The organism is Streptomyces spongiicola, assembly GCF_003122365.1.
GTDB lineage: Bacteria > Actinomycetota > Actinomycetes > Streptomycetales > Streptomycetaceae > Streptomyces > Streptomyces spongiicola.
Genome location: NZ_CP029254.1, coordinates 6,289,133 through 6,306,644, shown reverse-complemented (window position 1 = coordinate 6,306,644; position 17,512 = coordinate 6,289,133). Strand labels below are relative to the sequence as shown.

General features: G+C 72.4%; 12 protein-coding genes and 1 pseudogene. 2 read left to right on the top strand and 11 right to left on the bottom strand.

Annotated elements, in window-relative coordinates:
• Positions 1–157: 157 nt before the first annotated feature.
• The 4 genes from DDQ41_RS27485 to DDQ41_RS27470 form a co-directional block, all read right to left on the bottom strand.
• Complete coding sequence (locus DDQ41_RS27485; protein ID WP_109296878.1) at positions 158–1,159, bottom strand: TIGR03842 family LLM class F420-dependent oxidoreductase; 1,002 nt, start codon at positions 1,157–1,159, stop codon at positions 158–160.
• 279 nt (positions 1,160–1,438) lie between these two features.
• Positions 1,439–2,842 carry a dihydropyrimidinase gene (hydA, locus tag DDQ41_RS27480; RefSeq protein WP_109297971.1) on the bottom strand — a complete coding sequence of 468 codons (1,404 nt, stop codon included), beginning with the start codon at positions 2,840–2,842 and terminating at the stop codon, positions 1,439–1,441.
• Between the two features lie 19 nt (positions 2,843–2,861).
• Positions 2,862–4,142 carry an aspartate aminotransferase family protein gene (locus DDQ41_RS27475; RefSeq protein ID WP_109296877.1) on the bottom strand — a complete coding sequence of 427 codons (1,281 nt, stop codon included), beginning with the start codon at positions 4,140–4,142 and terminating at the stop codon, positions 2,862–2,864.
• Complete coding sequence (locus DDQ41_RS27470; RefSeq protein WP_109296876.1) at positions 4,139–4,981, bottom strand: nitrilase-related carbon-nitrogen hydrolase; 843 nt, start codon at positions 4,979–4,981, stop codon at positions 4,139–4,141. The genes DDQ41_RS27475 and DDQ41_RS27470 overlap by 4 nt, the downstream gene beginning before the upstream one ends.
• Before the next feature lie 161 nt (positions 4,982–5,142).
• Between DDQ41_RS27470 and DDQ41_RS33260 the strand changes: the two are divergent.
• Positions 5,143–5,415: pseudogene (locus DDQ41_RS33260) on the top strand (helix-turn-helix domain-containing protein); the annotation flags it as partial.
• 327 nt (positions 5,416–5,742) lie between these two features.
• On the opposite strand, the gene DDQ41_RS27460 reads toward DDQ41_RS33260, so the two are convergent.
• Positions 5,743–6,438 (bottom strand): hypothetical protein, encoded by a 696-nt coding sequence (locus DDQ41_RS27460; protein ID WP_316683859.1) that lies wholly within the window; start codon positions 6,436–6,438, stop codon positions 5,743–5,745.
• A gap of 753 nt (positions 6,439–7,191) precedes the next feature.
• A complete protein-coding gene (locus tag DDQ41_RS27455; protein ID WP_109296875.1) occupies positions 7,192–8,475 on the bottom strand; it encodes a DUF2254 domain-containing protein in 1,284 nt (427 codons plus the stop codon).
• A gap of 160 nt (positions 8,476–8,635) precedes the next feature.
• On the opposite strand from DDQ41_RS27455, the gene DDQ41_RS27450 reads away from it, so the two are divergent.
• A complete protein-coding gene (locus DDQ41_RS27450) occupies positions 8,636–10,513 on the top strand; it encodes a glycoside hydrolase family 15 protein (RefSeq protein WP_109296874.1) in 1,878 nt (625 codons plus the stop codon).
• Between the two features lie 48 nt (positions 10,514–10,561).
• Here DDQ41_RS27450 and DDQ41_RS27445 read toward each other — a convergent pair whose 3' ends face one another.
• The 5 genes from DDQ41_RS27445 to DDQ41_RS27425 form a co-directional block, all read right to left on the bottom strand.
• Entirely contained in the window at positions 10,562–12,325 is a 1,764-nt protein-coding gene (locus tag DDQ41_RS27445) for a cation:proton antiporter (protein ID WP_109296873.1), read from the bottom strand.
• 9 nt (positions 12,326–12,334) lie between these two features.
• Entirely contained in the window at positions 12,335–13,381 is a 1,047-nt protein-coding gene (locus tag DDQ41_RS27440) for a cytochrome d ubiquinol oxidase subunit II (RefSeq protein WP_109296872.1), read from the bottom strand.
• Positions 13,378–14,889, bottom strand: coding sequence for a cytochrome ubiquinol oxidase subunit I (locus DDQ41_RS27435; protein ID WP_109296871.1), 1,512 nt, complete (start codon positions 14,887–14,889; stop codon positions 13,378–13,380). The genes DDQ41_RS27440 and DDQ41_RS27435 overlap by 4 nt, the downstream gene beginning before the upstream one ends.
• A 42-nt stretch (positions 14,890–14,931) precedes the next feature.
• On the bottom strand, positions 14,932–15,726 hold the full coding sequence (locus tag DDQ41_RS27430) for an SDR family oxidoreductase (protein WP_109296870.1): 795 nt from the start codon (positions 15,724–15,726) through the stop codon (positions 14,932–14,934).
• Between the two features lie 192 nt (positions 15,727–15,918).
• Positions 15,919–17,502 (bottom strand): GMC oxidoreductase, encoded by a 1,584-nt coding sequence (locus tag DDQ41_RS27425; RefSeq protein ID WP_109296869.1) that lies wholly within the window; start codon positions 17,500–17,502, stop codon positions 15,919–15,921.
• Positions 17,503–17,512 lie beyond the last annotated feature (10 nt).

Sequence of the window (17,512 nt, the reverse complement as noted above, 5' to 3'; positions counted from 1 at the left end):
CGGGCCCCATCGTCGGCCCGTCCGACCCGTCCGGTCGGGCAGTCGGTGGGCCGATAGACCGAATAGACCGAATAGACCGAATAGACCGATAGACCAACGAACGTACACGCAGCGGCGCTTGGGACATACAGGGCATACGGTGACGGTCCGTCGTGCGTCAGCGGCCGAGTGCCGGGATGACCTCCTCGCCGTAGGCGTCGATCGTCGCCTCCTGCGCGTCGTGCATGTTGTAGACGGCGAACTGGTCCACTCCCAGCTCGCGCAGCGCCCGCAGCCTCTCGATGTGCGCGGAGGGCGGGCCCAGCAGGCAGAAGCGGTCGACGATCTCGTCGGGCACGAAGTCCGTCGACGGGTTTCCGGCGCGGCCGTGGTGGCTGTAGTCGTACCCCTGCCGCTCCTTGATGTACGCGGTCAGGGCCTCCGGCACCATGGCCGAGTGCTCCCCGTAGCGCGAGACCAGGTCGGCGACGTGGTTGCCTACCATCCCCCCGAACCAGCGGCACTGGTCGCGGGCGTGCCCGAGGTCGTCGCCCACGTACGCGGGCGCGGCCACGCAGATCGTGATCGCCTCCGGGTCGCGGCCCGCGTCGGCCGCTGCCTCGCGGACCGCCCTGACCATCCACTCGGTCAGGTAGGGGTCGGCGAGCTGGAGGATGAACCCGTCGGCCTTCTGCCCGGCGAGGGCCAGGGCCTTCGGCCCGTACGCCGCCATCCACACGGGCAGTCTGCCGTCCCGCACCCAGGGAATGCGGATCGGGTTGCCGTCGACGACGGCCTCGCGGCCCTCGGCGAGATCGCGGATGACATCGATGGCCTCGCCCAGCCGGGCCAGGGTGTCGGGCCTGCGGCCGGCCACCCGCATCGCCGAGTCACCGCGGCCGATACCGCAGACGGTGCGGTTGCCGAACATGTCGTTCAGGGTGGCGAAGGCCGAGGCCGTCACCTCCCACGCCCGGGTGCCCGGGTTGGTGACCATGGGACCGACGTGCATTTCCCTGGTGTGCTCGAGGATCTGGCTGTAGACGACGAACGGCTCCTGCCACAGCACCGCCGAGTCGAACGTCCAGCCGTAGCGGAAGCCGTTTCGTTCCGCGCGGCGCATCAGGCCGACGACCGCCGAGGCCGGCGGGTCCGTCTGGAGGACGAGTCCGAAGTCCATGTGTACCTCCTGGGTCGGGTTCCGCTGGTTCGAGTGCCGCGTCAGGCGGGGTTCGCCCGTCAGCGGCGGCGCGACGGGGCAAGCGCCGCCCGGCGCGGCACCGGTTCCGCTTCGGGCGGGGTCTGCCCGTCAGCACCCGGCGCGGAGCGGAGCGGCGTCCGGTGCGGTGGATCGCAGGGCGCCGGATCGGCCTCGTGGTGGGCCCACCCGGTTGGTTCGGCAACGCGGCGAGTCGCCGTGCCGGGCGGCGCGACGGGGCAGGCGTCGCCCGGCGCGACACTAGTTCAGGTACTGGCAGGTCGAGCGGGGGGTGAAGACGCCGTGGCCGGCCCGGCCGGTGAACTCCCGCTGGTCGATGACGACTTCACCGCGGGAGAGCACGGTCTCGACCCGCCCGGTGACCCGCTTGCCCTCGTAGGCCGAGTAGTCGACGTTCATGTGGTGGGTCTTCGCGGAGAGGACCTGCTCCGCGTGCGGGTCGTACACGACGATGTCGGCGTCGGCGCCCGGCGCGATGGTGCCCTTCTTCGGGTAGAGGCCGAACATCCGGGCGGGCGCGGCGCAGGCGATCTCGATCCAGCGGCGGCGGGAGATGCGGCCGTCGAGGACCGCCTGGTGCAGCAGGTCCATCCGGTTCTCCACGCCGGGCAGCCCGTTGGGGATCCTGGAGAAGTCACCGCGGCCGAGGTCCTTCTGGCCGGAGAAGCAGAACGGGCAGTGGTCGGTGGAGACCACCTGGAGGTCGTCGGTCCGCAGCCCGCGCCACAACGCGGCCTGGTGCTCCCTGGGCCGCAGCGGTGTGCTGCACACGTACTTGGCGCCCTCGAAGCCCGGTTCGGCGAGGTTGTCGGTGGACAGGAACAGGTACTGCGGACAGGTCTCGCCGAACACCGGCAGTCCCTTGTCCCGGGCGGCGGCCAGTTCGGCGACGGCCTCCTCGGCCGAGACGTGCACGACGTACAGCGGCGCCCCGGCGACGCGGGCGAGCTGGACGGCCCGGTGCGTGGCCTCGGCTTCCAGCAGCACTCTGCGGACCTCGCCGTGGTACCGGGGGTCGGTCTCGCCGCGCGCCAGGGCCTGTTCGACGAGGACGTCGATCGCGATGCCGTTCTCCGCGTGCATCATGATCAGCCCGCCGTTGGCGGTGCCGCGCTGCATGGCGCGCAGGATCCGGCCGTCGTCGCTGTAGAAGACGCCGGGGTAGGCCATGAACAGCTTGAAGGAGGTGACGCCCTCCTCGACGAGCAGGTCCATCTCCTTCAGCGAGGACGCGTCGACGTCGGAGAGGATCATGTGGAAGCCGTAGTCGATGGCGCAGTTGCCGTCGGCCTTGGCGTACCAGGCGTCGAGTCCCTCGCGCAGGGTCCGGCCCTTGGTCTGGACGGCGAAGTCCACGATGGTGGTGGTACCGCCCCAGGCGGCGGCCCGGGTGCCCGTCTCGAAGGTGTCGGACGCGAAGGTGCCGCCGAAGGGCAGCTCCATGTGGGTGTGCGCGTCGACCCCGCCCGGGATGACGTACTTCCCGGTGGCGTCGATGGTGCGGTCGGCGGTCCAGCTCCCGGCGGCGGCCGAGCCGTGGGCGGCGAGGGCGGCGACGCGGCCGTCCTCGACCAGGACGTCGGCACGGGTCTCGTCGGCGGCCGTCAGGACGAGTCCGCCTCGGATCAGGGTGCGGTTGCTCATGGTCATCCCCTCGCGTGGACTAGATGCTGCGCAGGGTGCGTTCGAGGATCGAGGCGCCCTCCTCCGCCTCGGCGACGGTGAGGGACATCGGCGGCGCGATCCGCAGGACGCTGGTGTCGTGGCCGCCGCCCTTGCCGATGAGCAGTCCGCCTTCGCGGGCGGTCTCGAGCGCGGCGGCGGCCGCCTCGGGGAACGCCTCGTCCGTGCCCGGCCGGACCAGTTCGACGCCGATCATCAGTCCCCGTCCCCGTACTTCGCGCACGGCGGGGACCCCGGCGGCGATGCCCCGGAGCCGCTCGATGAGCAGTCCGCCGACCCTCCGCGCGTTGCCCTGGAGGTCGTGCTCCAGCAGGTACGAGAGGTTCGCGAGCCCCGCCGCCGCGGTGACGGGCGAACCTCCGAACGTGGAGATGGAGTTGGCGTCGATGCAGTTCATCACCTCGGCGCGGGCGACGACGCCGCCGAGGGACATCCCGTTGCCGATGCCCTTGGCGAAGGTGAAGATGTCCGGGGGGCCGTTCTGCGCGTGCGCCTGCCAGCCCCAGAAGTGCTCCCCCGTCCGGCCCCAGCCGGTCTGCACCTCGTCGGCGATCCACAGGATCCCGTGCCGGTCCAGGACTTCGCGGAAGGCCGCGTACAGCCCGTCCGGCGGGGAGGTGAAGCCGCCGACGCCCTGGACGGGTTCGGCGATCAGCGCGGCCACGTCCCGGGTGTGGCCGAGCAGGTCCTCCAGGTCGGCGACGCACGCCTCGGTGAACTGCGCGTCGGAGAGGCCCGCGTAGGGGCCGCGGGTGCGGATGCCCCCGTGCACGTACAGGGTCTGCACCGGGGAGAGGGCCGTCGGTGACCAGGAGCGGTTGCCGGTGACGGCCACGGCCGAGAAGGAGCGTCCGTGGTAGCTGTTGCGCATCGCCAGGATCTGGCCGGACCTGCGGTAGGCGGTGGCCAGCAGCAGGGCGGTGTCGTTGGCCTCGGTGCCGGAGGTGGTGAAGAAGACCCGGGCGTCGGGGATGTGGGACAGTGCGGCGATCCGCTCGGCCAGCTCCACCATGGGGCGGTTGAGGTAGAGGGTCGAGGAGTGGATGATCCGGCCGGCCTGCTCGCTCACCGCCTTGGTGACCTCGGGCAGGGCGTGGGCGGTCATGGTGGTGAGGATGCCGCCGAAGAAGTCGAGGTAGCGGTTGCCGTCCGCGTCCCAGACGTGCCGGCCCTCCCCGTGGGTGATCTCGACGGGCTGCCGGTAGTAGAGCGCGACCCAGTCGGGGATGACGGCGCGGTGCCGCCCGTACAGGTCGTTCACGGCCTGACCAGCCCCTCGTAGGCGTCGGGCCGCCGGTCGCGGTAGAAGGCCCACTGCCGGCGCACCTCGTCGATGAGGCCGAAGTCGAGGTCCCTGACGACCAGTTCCTCTTCCCTGTCGCTGGCGACGTCGCCGACGAACTGCCCGCGCGGGTCGACGAAGTAGCTGGTGCCGTAGAAGTCGTTGTCGCCGTACTCCTCCTGGCCGACCCGGTTGATGGCGGCGATGAAGTACTCGTTGGCGACGGCCGCGGCCGGCTGCTCCAGCTGCCAGAGGTAGGCGGACAGGCCCCGGGAGGTGGCCGACGGGTTGTAGACCAACTGGGCTCCGCTGAGTCCGAGTTGGCGCCAGCCCTCCGGGAAGTGCCGGTCGTAGCAGATATAGACGCCGACCTTGCCGACGGAGGTGTCGAAGACGGGCCAGCCGGCGTTGCCGGGCCTGAAGTAGTACTTCTCCCAGAATCCCCTGACCTGGGGGATGTGGTGCTTGCGGTACTTGCCGAGATAGCCGCCGTCGGCGTCGATCACGGCGGCGGTGTTGTAGTAGAAGCCGGAGTCCTCGACCTCGAAGACGGGGACGACGATCACCATCCCGGTCTCCCGGGCCAGGTCCCGCATGCGGAGCACCGTGGGGCCCTCCGGGACGGGTTCGGCCCAGCGGTAGTGCTCCGGATCCTGCACCTGGCAGAAGTAGGGGGCGTTGAAGACCTCCTGGAATCCGATGACCCCGGCGCCCTGCCGGGCCGCCGCACGGGCGTGCTCCTCATGCTTGGCGATCATGGATTCGGTGTCGCCGGTCCAGGTGGCCTGGACGAGCGCGGCGCGAACGACGTTGGTCATCGGGGCCTTCCTTCGTGGATACCCCCGGCTTCGGCCGGGGGAGGGAACGAAGCTCCTGCGGAGCGGGGCGGGGGGAGCCGGTTCGCCGCCGGGGCGGACCGGCGTCCATCGGCCACCGGCCAACAGCCGCTCCGCACAAGGGAGCTGATGCGATGTGAGGCGTGGCACGGCAGTTCAGGCGGGCTTTCGAGTACCGCTCCTCCCCCACCGGCGAGCAGGCGGCTGAGCTGTCGCGCACGTTCGGCTGCGTCCGCCTCGTCCGCAACAGGGCACCGGAGGGGCGCACCCCGGCGGGCTACGGCGAGCAGCGCCGTGTCTCCTACGCACGGCCGTCCGCCGCGCTGACGGTGTGGAAGAGGGCCCAGCCGCTGGACATCCGCCGGTCGCGTCCGCTCCCTGAGGGCGCGGTACCGGCGACGGTGACCGTGTCCCGCGCACGCAACACTCTGGCCGCCGGGCCGGCGGCCGCTGCCTGTGGAGACGGTGTAGGACCTCAACCGGAATCCTCCCGGACGGGGCGGTCGTCGGTGAAGCAGGAAGCCCGGCGGGTGACCGCCGGAATCCCCCGCCATCACATCAGGCGGGGGAGGACGCCGAGAGCCGCTCCTTCGACACGTCAGAGCCTCTACGCCCGTAGACGTGATGCGTAGGAGGAGACGGTAAGCCCCGTCACACACGGGGGCAAGACCATCGTCGTCAACCCGCGGTGTCGATCATGTTTCGCACCCGAGCGGTCGGCATACGGCGTATACCGCGTTCTCTCAGGCTCCGATGAGACCTGCGACGCGCAGCGCATGCACCAGATCGCGCTCGCTCCCGGGCGACACCGCGCGGGCCGCGGAGAGCAGTTGCGGAACGAGGCGGCGGGGGTCGGCAGCGGCGATCAGTGCGCCCTCCTCCGGTGTGCGGACCCGGAGGAAGGCCGCGAGCAGCGCGTCCGCCTCGCGGCCGCCGCCCGCGTCGGCGAGGGCGAGGGCGGCGTCCGCGATCTCGCCGGCGGGCCGGGACACGCCCTGGCGGAGCAGCCGGCCGCAGTCGTCCTCGCGGCCCGCCGAGGCGAGGGCGCCGGCGGCCTCGGCGAGCCGCTCCGGCGGCAGCGAGGCCACCTCCCACAGGAGGGTCGGCCAGTCGGCGGCCAGCCCCGAGCGGTGCAGTTCGGCGGCGAGCACCGGCAGCCGGGCCGCGGGCCCCGACGCGGCCTCGCAGAGCAGGACGTGCGCCTCTCCGCCGCGGCCCTCCGCACGCAGCAGGCCGAGCGCGGCGACGGTCGCCAGGGCCGCCCGGCCCTCGGGCGGCACGGTCAGCGACACCGGGCTGAACTCGGGGAGGTACCAGCGCTGGAGGTACTTGCTGCGGCATGCCCGGGTGGCCCTGAGGCCGGGGGTGCGCAGTCCGAGCGCGTCGGCGAGCAGACCGGTCGGTTCGACCTGGGTCTCGCCGCGGAAACCGAGAGCCACGGGCGGCAACCAGCGCGCCAGGCGCAATCGGGGCGCCAGGCGGAGACCAGGGCGACAGGCGCAATCGGGGCCCCGGGCGACAGCCAAGGCACCGGGCCGAAACCGGGACACCGGACGGAAACCGAGAGCCACGGGCGGCAACCAGCGCGCCAGGCGCAATCGGGGCGCCAGGCGGAGACCAGGGCGACAGGCGCAATCGGGGCCCCGGGCGACAGCCAAGGCACCGGGCCGAAACCGGGACACCGGACGGAAACCGAGAGCCACGGGCGGCAACCAGCGCGCCAGGCGCAATCGGGGCGCCGAGCGGAGACCAGGGCGACAGGTGCAATCGGGGCGCCGGGCGACAGCCAAGGCAGCGGGCGGCCAACAGCGCGCCGGGCGGAAACCGAGGGCCACGGGCGGCAACCAGCGCGCCAGGCGCAATCGGGGCGCCGGGCGACAGCCAAGGCCACGCGCGGCGACCAGCGCACCAGGCGCGCTCGGGGTGCAGGGCGACAGCCAAGGCAAAGGCAGCGGAGGAAGACCGGGGCGCCGGGCGGGAACCGGGAGGGTGGGGCGTGAGTCGGGCTGCGGGGCGGGCGCGGAGGGCCGGTTCGGCCCCACGGGCGCCGCCGCGGGTACCGGCCGGAACCGGGAGGACACCGCGCGGGCATCGGACGGGCATCGGACGGGCATCGGACGGGCATCGGACGGGCATCGGACGGGGCGCGCAACCGGCACGGCCGGCCGGGCCCGTGCCGGTTGCGCGCCCCGTCAGGCCCGCGTCCCCGCGCCTCCCCCGATGCCCTGGCGGTCCGGGGTCAGGGCGGCGGCCCGGCGGGCCGGGTCGGGGTAGCGGGCCTCGACCGACGCGTCGAGCAGGCGCAGCTCGGTCCGCACCGCCGCCAGGTGCCGCTCGGGCAGCCCGGCGGCCAGGAGTCCGTCGAAGAGCGCCCTCAGCCGCCGGCAGACCTGCAGGGAGCCGGCGCCGTACTCGCGGATCTCGGTGACGGCGAGCTGGAGGAAGTCCTCCCAGGAGCGGCCGGGGACCCGGAGCCGCGGCACACCGCGGGCGTCGCGGAGGGTGTAGCGGCCGCTCAGCTCCAGCCGGCCGAGGGTGTGCAGGAACGCCTCGATGTGGTTGAGGACCTGTACCGCCGTCGTGGGGTCGTTCACCGCCGGGGAGAGAGCCCTGATGGCGATGTCGACGAGTACGCGCAGTCCGAAGGCGGGATCCTGCTCGATCGTCCGTTCGACACCGAGGGCGACGAGTCCGGTCAGCTCCCGCGCCGGCGGCGGTGTGGAGCCGTGCACCTCGAACAGCGTCACCCCGGGCGGCACGAAGTCGCCGACGGGGTGGGCGAGCACCACGAGGCAGTCGTACCGCTCGGCGAGCGCGGCGAGCCGTTCCGGGGCGAACCCCTGGAGCGCGCCGCCCGCCGCGGAGGGCACCCGGGTCACGGGCCCCTCGGGCGCCCGGGGTGCGTCCGCGCGGTCGAGTGCGCCGCTCGCGGCCAGCAGCGCCCCCTGGTGGATCACCCGCCGTCCGGCCCGTGCGACCAGGGCGGCGATGGCCACGGGCCGCAGGTTGTGGATGAAGCGGTTGAGGTACATGAGCAGCAGCACCAGGCTGACGGCGACCGCCGCTCCCGCGAGGGTGACACCCAGATCGGGCACGAAGTCCGTCTCGATGCTGCGCAGCAGCGAGAAGGCGAAGGAGAAGGTCCCGGTGAAGGTCGCCAGCACGGCCTTCTGGAGCCGGTCCCGGTACCACAGCCGCATGTAGCGCGGCGAGAGCGTCCCGGTGGCCTGCTGGACGACGAGGATGCCGATGGTCACGACGAAGCCGAGCAGGGCGACCATCGCTCCGACGATGGAGCTGAGGACGCTGCTCGCGGTGGACGGGGAGTACCGCCACTCCGCCGGCACCCGGACGGCGCCGTCGAGTGCCACGGCGGCCTCCGCCAGGAGCGAGCCGAGGGCGATCCCGAGCAGCGGGACGATCCAGAGGCAGGCGATGGTGTACTGGCGCAGCGCGAAGGCCGTCGCCCAGGACATGGGCGCGGGGACCCGGCCGGTCTTCCGTCGTGCGGTTCTCGCCTCCACGTCGGAGCCCTTCCCCGTACCGGAGAATTCGCCCCGAAAAGCCCGGAATGCAGGAATTACCTAAGCTGATGGGGCGGCGTCCGCTCGCGACCCGGGGCGAAAGGGGTTCAGGATGGGCGACTACCCCCTCATCGAGAACCACGGGCTGATCGGTGACCTGCAGACCGCGGCGCTGGTGAGCACTCAGGGGACGATCGACTGGTACTGCACGCCGCGGTTCGACTCACCGAGCGTCTTCGGCTCGCTGCTGGACTGCGAGAACGGCGGGCACTTCAAGGTCGCGCCCGTGGACCGGACGTACGCCACCAGGCAGTTGTACCTTCCCGACACCGCGGTCCTGGTCACCCGTTTCATGACCGAGGCGGGCGCGGGCGAGGTCGTCGACTTCATGCCGGTCACGGGATCGACGGCCACCCGGCGGCACCGGCTGGTGCGGCTGCTGCGCTGTGTCCGCGGCAGCCTCACCTTCAAGGTGGACATCGCTCCCCGATTCGACTACGGCCGCTCCCCGCACAAGCTGCACTACACCGAGCGCGGGGCGGTGTTCGCCGCCGACGGCCTGGAGCTGACGGTCCACGCGGTCCGCGAGAGGGGGGACGACCGGCTGGTTCCCCTCGACCTCGGCGACCACGACATGCACTTCGGCATCACCCTGGAGGCCGGCCAGGAGCGCGGGGTGGTGCTGGAGACCTTCGCGGACGGCCCGCCGCGCCACGTCCACCACGCCGAGTTCCTCCGGCTCTTCGACGAGACCGTGCGGTTCTGGCGGGGCTGGCTCGGCCAGTCCCGCTACTCGGGCCGCTGGCGGGAGGCGGTGGAGCGGTCGGCGATCACACTGAAGCTGATGACGTACGCGCCGAGCGGCGCGATCGTGGCGGCCCCCACGGCCGGGCTGCCCGAGCAGCTCGGCGGCGAGCGGAACTGGGACTACCGGTTCACCTGGATCCGCGACGCCTCCTTCTCCGTGTACGCGCTGCTGGGACTCGGCTTCACCGACGAGGCCCAGGCCTTCATCGGCTGGCTGCGCGACCGCGTCCACGAGAAGGCCGGCCGCGGCGGCGGCTCGGGGCCGCTGAACATCATGTACCGGGTCGACGGCTCCTCCGACCTCGAGGAGGAGGTCCTCCGGAACTGGAAGGGCTACGAGGGCTCCAGCCCCGTCCGGATCGGGAACGGCGCCGCCTCCCAGCTCCAGCTCGACATCTACGGCGAGGCGCTGGACAGCATCTTCTTCGCACACCAGCGGGGCATCCGGCTCGACCACCGCGGCTGGACCTCGCTGCGCACGCTCCTGGACTGGCTCAGCGACCACTGGGACCAGCCCGACGAGGGGCTCTGGGAGACGCGGGGCGGGCGCCGGGACTTCACCTACGGACGGGTGATGTCGTGGGTCGCCTTCGACCGGGCGCTGCGGCTGGCGGCGGCGAGCGGCCGGCCGGCCTCCCTCGAACGCTGGGCCCGTGAGCGGGACAGGCTGTACGAGCAGGTCCTCGCCAGGGGCTGGAACGAGCGGCGGCAGGCGTTCGTACAGCACTACGACACCGATGTGCTCGACTCGTCGCTGGTACGGATGTCCACGGTCGGCTTCATCACCCCCGACGACCCGATGTGGACCGCCACGCTGGACGCCATGGACCGCGAGCTTGTGAACGACAGCCTCGTCTACCGGTACAACCCCGAAGCGTCCCCCGACGGTCTGCGAGGCTCCGAGGGCACCTTCTCGCTGTGCACGTTCATGTACGTCGACGCGCTGGCGCGGGCCGGCCGGCTGAACCAGTCGAGGCTGGTGCTGGAGAAGATGCTCACCTACGCCAACCATCTCGGCCTGTACTCCGAGGAGATCGCCCTGACCGGACGCCAGCTGGGCAACTTCCCGCAGGCGTTCACCCATCTGGCGTTCATCGACACGGCGCTCACCCTGGACGCGCAGCTCAACCGCGCGCAGGGGGACGGCCGCCCGCCCCGGGCCCCGGCGGAGTCCAACCTCTGAAGACGTCCCGCGGCGCGTGTCCCCGGCGGGCGGGCCCCGCACGGGCGGTCAGCCCGGTGCCGGGCCCAGCAGGACGAGCCGGTCCTCCGGGCCCGGCCGTGCGGGCCGGGACTCGGTGACCGGCTCCAGACGGCCGCCGGCGCCCAGCACGAACAGGGCGTCGTGACCGGGCGGCGGGCGCTCGCCCGGCGCGCCCACCGTGAAGCTCGCCCCCCGGCCGTGGCGGTCCGCCAGCACGTCCCGGCCCAGGCCCGGGCCGAAGAGCACGTCCGGGCCCGTGCGGGTGGCGACGGCGCCGGGGCCGTGCGGGGGCGGTGCGACACGGTGGACCGGTCCGTCGACGCTGTCCTGAGCGACGACGGAGACCAGCGCGTTGAAGTCGTCGTCGTCGGTGAGCAGAAGGACGGAGTCGACCCCTTCGAGCCGCCCGGACGGGTCGGTGGCCGCGGCGAGGAGCTCCCCCGGGGCCGGTTCGATCCCGGCGCGCCGGACCCGCTGCCGCTGCTCCTCCGTGGCGGTCCACACCGTGACCTCCACCCCCGCGGACTTCAGGCACCGGGCCAGGTCGACCGACCAGGGCCGCCCGCCCACCACCAGCTGCCGCGCGCGGGCCGGGAGGGTGATGCCCAGCCGGGCGGCGACCGGTGCCGCGGTCAGGCCGTAGACGAGGACGGTCCCCACGATCACCAGGAACGTGACCGGCAGGATCGCCTCCGAACCGGGCAGCCCCTCGCCGTCCAGGGTCGAGGCGAAGGCGGACGCGGTGGACGCGGCGACGATGCCGCGCGGCGCCATCCAGGCGACGAACAGCCGCTCCCCGCGTGGAAGTCCGTGCCCGTGGGTGGAGATCCAGGCGACCAGCGGCCGGACCACCAGCACGAGGGCGCCGACCAGGACGAGGGCGGGCAGCAGCACGGGCAGCACGGACGACGGGGCCACTCCGGCCGAGATGGTCACGAACAGCAGTCCGATGACGAGCTGCACCAGGGTCTCGAAGAAGGGCCGCCGGGCCGGCATGCCCAGGCCCGGGAGATTGGCCACGGCGAGTCCCGCCACCACCGCCGCGATCAGTCCCGTGTCGTCGCGCACGATGTCGCAGCCCGCCGACACCGCGACCACCGTCGCGAGCTGGGCGAGCGTCCCCAGCGTCTCCCCGAGCCGGAGCCTGCGGAGGAGGAACCACAGCACCGCGGTTCCCACCGCGCCGCCGGCCAGCCCGACCAGCCAGCTCAGCGTGAACTCGCCCGGGTGGAAGCCGCGGCCGACGCGGAAGTCGCCGACGAGCAGGGAGTGCAGGACGAGGGCGCCGAGGATGGCCCCGACCGGGTCGACCAGCGTCCCCTCCCAGATCAGGATGCGCCGCACCCGGTCCGGGGGGCGTACGTGGTCGAGCAGCGGTCCGACCACCGTCGGCCCGGAGACGACCAGTACGGCGCCCAGCAGCAGGGCCACCGGGAAGGGGACGGCGAACAGCGCGGGGGCGAGCCCCGTGACGGAGGCCCAGCCGGCCAGGACGCCGAGGAACAGCAGCCGGAGCACCACCGAGCGGGTGGCGCCCCGCAGATGGGCCGGCCGGAGCCCGAGGCCGGCGTCGTAGAGGATCACCGCGACGGACAGCGAGACGATCGAGGAGAAGTTGCCCGGCGCCAGTCTGTCCGGATGCACGACGTCGGTGAGGGCGCCCGCCGTGAACCCGGCGGGCAGCAGCAGGATCAGCGCCGGGATGCGCAGCCTGCTCGCCGCGATCTGGCACCCGACCGCGAGCAGCATGATCAGGGCGATGCCCAGGAGGAACCGGTCGGGGGGCAGCACGCGTGGACGTCACCCGCTCCCGGTGGTGCCGCCGCCCTGGCGCAGATCGGACTCGGAGAGGGACTCCAGCTCCGCATGGGTGTCGAGCCAGTAGAGCAGGACGAGCGCGGGCCCGACGAGGAGCACCGCGACGACGGTGACGACCAGCAGCCACACCAGCGTCGACGGGGCGCCCGCGGCCTGCTCGATGCTCAGGGAGGTCGGGATGAGGTACGGGCGCTGGGCGACGCCCCAGGCGACGACGGCGGCGCCGACGATGCCCGTGGCGGTGAACCGGGACCAGCGGGTGTGCCCCCGCAGCAGCATCACCGCCGTCGCCACCGTGCAGGCCACGGCCACGAGGGCGAGCACCAGCCCGGCGCCCTGGGTGAGCCCGTTCCACAGGTGCGGGGAGTCGGTGGGTACGACGAAGAGCGCGGCCACCCCGAGCAGGGCGGCGGCGGCGAGGGCGCCCAGGGCCCGGCGCCGGAAGTAGCCGACGAGATCGGGGGCGTTCCAGCGTTCGGCGTCGCAGGAGAGGAACACCGCGCCGAGGAAGGCGGTCCCGGTCACCGTGAGCAGACCGAAGAAGAAGGACGTCGGGTTGGCCCAGGCGTCCGCCGACGCGGTGGTGCCGGGCGCGACCCGGCCGGAGGCGATGCCGCCGACGGCGGCGCCGAGGAAGTACGGGGTGAGCAGTGAGGAGACGGCGAACAGCGCCCCGTACAGCCGACGGCCGGCCACCCGTTTGATCGGCTTGCGCAGCGCGAAGCCGGCGCCGCGCAGGACCAGGCCGACGACGGCGAGGGCCAGCGGGAGCCACATGGACGAGAACACCGTCTGGAAGAGCACCGGGAACCCGGTCCACATGATGACGAGGACGAAGATCAGCCAGACGTTGTTCACCTCCCACACGGGTGCCATGGCGTGGTCGATCAGCCACCGGGGCCGCTTTCCGCGCTCGGCGCCGCCCGCGGTGAGGTCCCAGAACCCGGCGCCGTAGTCGGTGCCGCCGGCGCAGGCGTAGGCGGCGACGGCGAGCAGCAGCACCAGGGCGACGATGCCTGCGGTCGTCATGGTGTCCCGTCCTCCTCCTCGCGGGCCCCCTGGCCGGCGGCCGCGGCCGGTACGGCGGCGCGCGGGCCGTAGGGCGTCTCGGTCTCCGGGCCCTCGGCGGGGATGGCCGTCCCGGCCGCCGCGTCCTCGATTCGCCAGCGGGTGCGCATCTTGAGCAGCACCGCGAGGAGCGAGCCGAAGATGAAGACGTACACGACGACGACCACACCGAACATGGTCCAGAGGGTGGCGGACCGGGTCGAGGTGACCGCCTCGGCGACCCGCATGTTCTGGTAGACGATCCAGGGCTGCCGCCCCACCTCGGTGGCGATCCAGCCGCACTCGACGGCGACGACGGAGGCGACCCCGGCGCAGGCCGCGCCGCGGTAGAACCACCGCGACCGGGGCAGTCGTTCGGCCGCGGGCCGCTTCCGCCTGCGCCACACGGCCCACGCGTAGCAGAGCACGAGCAGCCCCAGCAGCGAACCGATGACGACCATGATGTCGAAGGCCCAGTGGACGATCGTGGCCTCGGTGGGGTCGGGCCGGTCGGCGGCGGGTACCGAGGTGAGGCCGGTGACCCGGGTGTCGGGCCGGAAACCGGCCAGGATGGAGTCGAGTTGGGGGATCCTGATGCCGCCGGTGACGGTGCCGTCGGGGTGCAGTCGGCCGAAGATGTACTCCGGCACATGGGTGTCGGTCTCCCACACGAGTTCCATGGCGGCGAACTTGATCGGCTGCTTGTGGAACACGGAGCGGGCGATGGTGTCGCCGAGTACGAACTGGACGGGTGTGAGGACCGCCGCGACGGTGAACGGGACGGCGAAGCCGATCCGGTGGTAGTGGTCCCAGCGGCCCCTCAGGATGCCGACGGCGTAGACGCCCGCGACGACGAACCCCGCGGTCATGAACATCGCCACCACGAAGTGCCAGAACTGCGGCCCGAACATCGGGGTGAAGATGGCCTTCCAGACGTCGACGTCCACGGGATTGCCCGTGGAGTCGAGCCGGAATCCCTGGGGGGTGTTCATCCAGGAGTTGGCCGCGAGGATGCCGAAGGTGCCGAGCAGCGCGGTGGCCGGCAGCGGCAGACCGAGGAGGAAGTGGGTGCGGGCCGGCAGCCGCCGCCAGCCGTAGAGGTAGACGGCGATGAGGACGGCCTCCAGGAAGAACGCCCACGCCTCGACGCCGAAACCGATACCGAAGACGTCGCCCCAGCGGCCCATCAGTCCCGGCCAGAGCAGCCCGAACTCGAAGGACAGCACGGTGCCGGTGACGACGCCGACGGCGAACTGGAGGGCCATCACGGCCGACCAGCGGCGGGCGAGCAGCAGGGACGTGGGGTCGTTCCGGCGCAGCCCCCGGTAGTGCATGATCAGGGTGATCAGCGGCAGTGCCACCCCCATCGGCACCAGGATGATATGGGAGGCGAGCGTGAACGCCATCAGCTCCCGGGCCGGCAGCAGTTGGGCGGGCGCCTCCGCGAGCAGCAGTTGCGCCCCGGGCGGCAGGGATACCGGATTGTGCATGTGTGCCTTCGGTCGTCGGAACCCTTCGGATCGCGCGCGGAGTCAGCCGCCGGTGGCGAACCCGGGGTAGAGGGTCATGCCTCCGTCGACGAAGAGCGTGGTGCCCACCACGTAGTCCAGGAGGTCGGAGCTGAGGGCGACGACGGCGCGGGCGATGTCCTCGGGCTCTCCGACGCGGGCGTACGGGATGAGGGTGAGCAGGTCCCGTTCGGCGTCCGGGGTGTCCCAGGCGTCCTTGTTGATCGGGGTCCTGACGGCACCGGGCGCCACCGCGTTGACCCGGATCTTCTTCGGCGCCAGCTCCTGGGCGAGGGTCTCCATCAGCATCCGCACGCCGCCCTTGGAGGAGGCGTAGTTGGCGTGGCCGGCCCAGGGGATGGCCTGGTGGACCGAGCTCATGCAGACGATCTTCCCGGCGGAGCGGGACACCTCGGGGACGACGCCGCGCCGCTGGAACTCCCTGGCGGCCTCGCGCGCGCACAGGAACTGGCCGGTGAGGTTGACGTCGATGACCTTCTGCCACTGGGCGAGGGTCATGTCGGTGAGCGCGGCGTCCCGCTGGAGGCCGGCGTTGGCGACGAGGATGTCGATGGTGCCGAACTCCTCGACCATCCGCCGCGTCATCGCGACGACCTGCTCCTCGTCGGAGACGTCGGCCTCGTGCGCGTAGGCGCGGACACCGGTGGCGGCGATCTCCCTGACGACCGCGTCGGCGGCTTCCCGGCCCGCCACGAAGTTGACCACGACGTCCGCGCCGGCCCGGCCGAGGGCGATCGCCGTCGCCTTCCCGATGCCCGAGTTGGCGCCGGTGACCAGTGCCTTCTGGCCCTTGAGCAACTGCGGAACCGGGTATGGTGCCGCTCCGGCCTGGGAACTCACGCTGCCTCCTTCGAACGCCCCGCCTTCGGCCCGGGGGCCGCGGGCGGCGCTGGACGGAACCCGCGCGCAACGGAACCACCGGCGTGCGGCGTCAGGCGGACAGCGCACGGCCGTGTGGGCCGTTGGGTGCCCGATGTTCGCCCGGTCGGCTCAGCCGCGGAGCCGCTCGGCCAGGTGGTCGCCGACGCGCAGGGCGTTGGCGATGGCGGTCAGCGACGGGTTGACGGCGCCGATGCTCGGGAAGAAGCTCGTGTCCACGGCATAGAGGTTGTCGAGGTCGTGGGCCTTGCAGTTGACGTCCAGCGCGGAGGTCGCGGAGTCGTGGCCGAAGCGCACGGTGCCGGCCTGGTGGGCGGTCGCCCCGATGGGCATGCCCTTGTGCAGATAGAGGCTGTGCGGCAGCAGATGGTGCTCGTGCATCCCCAGCCGGCCCAGCATGCCCTGCAGTTTGCGGCGCAGCCGGTTCAGTGCGGTGATGTTGTTCTTCTCGTCGAGGGCGAGTCGGATGCCGCCGTCCCGGTCCAGGGTGACCCGGTTGCCGGGGTCCGGGAGGTCCTCCCCGCACAGCCAGAAGTCGACGGCGTGGCGGGCCAGTACCTCGAACGGCATCTGGGGTGTCACCGCCCCCGCCCAGCGCGGCGCCTCGCCGTGGATCTGCTCGGCGTCGGACTTGCCGAGCATCTGGATCCCGCCCAGGGGGTACTCCCAGTCGTCCGCGCCCAGGTACCAGTCGTGCAGGGCGAGGGTCTTCTGGAAGCGGGTGTCGTTGGGTTCCTTCGACACCGCCATCAGCGCGAGGTTGTTGTGCCGCATGTAGTGGCGCCCCACCACGCCCGAGCTGTTGGCGAGCCCGTCCGGGTGCCGGTCGCCGGCCGACGCCAGCAGCAGGGCCGCGGTGTTGACGGCGCCGCAGGCCACGGCGACGAGGTGGGAGGAGAACCGGGCCTCGGTGCCGTCGGCGAGTTCCGCGACGACGGCGGTGACGGTGCGGCCCCCGGGGTCGGTCTCCAGCCTGGTCACCCGGGCGTGGGTGACCAGGTCCACGTTGGGGTGCTCCAGGGCGGGTTCGACGCAGATGACCTGTGCGTCGGACTTGCCGCGCACCGGGCAGGGGAAGCCGTCGACCCGGTCGCAGCGGATGCAGACGCTGGAGCGGGTGGCGCGGCCCTCGCCGTCCTGCGTCAGGTTGACGCCGATGGGCAGGTGGAAGGGGTGCAGGCCCTGCTTCTCCAGGTCGTCGCTCAACTGCTGGATGCGCGGCTCGTGCGCGACGGGCGGGTGGCGGTACTGGCCGCTCACCGCGCCCTCCGTGGGGTCCTCGCCGTGGCTGCCGTGCACGAGGTAGAGGTGCTCCGCCTGGGTGTAGTAGGGCTCCAGGTCCGCGTAGCCCAGCGGCCACGCCGGGGACACCCCGTCGTGGTGGTGCACCACCCCGAAGTCCTCGGGGCGCAGCCGGAAGAGCGCGGCGCCGTAGAACTTGGTGTTGCCGCCGACGTAGTAGTTGACCTCGGGCGGGAAGGAGTTGCCGTGTTTGTCGTACCAGAACTCGGGGGCGCGGTACCTGCCCTTGACGAAGACGGCCGTGGAGTCCCAGTTGTCGCGTTCCCGGGGGAGGTAGCCGCCCCGTTCCAGGAGGAGGACGCGGCAGCCGGTGGGGGCGAGGCGGTGGGCGAGGGTCCCACCGCCCGCTCCGGTACCGATGACGATGACGTCGTAGTGCGGGGATTCGGTCATGGCAGCCACC

Coding starts and splice junctions, on each gene's coding strand:
- DDQ41_RS27455 (WP_109296875.1), bottom strand. CDS start 8,475: ATGTCCTGGGCGACGGCCTTCGCGCTGCGCCAGTACACCATCGCCTGC.
- DDQ41_RS27470 (WP_109296876.1), bottom strand. CDS start 4,981: ATGACCAACGTCGTTCGCGCCGCGCTCGTCCAGGCCACCTGGACCGGC.
- DDQ41_RS27435 (WP_109296871.1), bottom strand. CDS start 14,889: ATGCACAATCCGGTATCCCTGCCGCCCGGGGCGCAACTGCTGCTCGCG.
- DDQ41_RS27440 (WP_109296872.1), bottom strand. CDS start 13,381: ATGACGACCGCAGGCATCGTCGCCCTGGTGCTGCTGCTCGCCGTCGCC.
- DDQ41_RS27450 (WP_109296874.1), top strand. CDS start 8,636: ATGGGCGACTACCCCCTCATCGAGAACCACGGGCTGATCGGTGACCTG.
- DDQ41_RS27485 (WP_109296878.1), bottom strand. CDS start 1,159: ATGGACTTCGGACTCGTCCTCCAGACGGACCCGCCGGCCTCGGCGGTC.
- hydA (WP_109297971.1), bottom strand. CDS start 2,842: ATGAGCAACCGCACCCTGATCCGAGGCGGACTCGTCCTGACGGCCGCC.
- DDQ41_RS27425 (WP_109296869.1), bottom strand. CDS start 17,502: ATGACCGAATCCCCGCACTACGACGTCATCGTCATCGGTACCGGAGCG.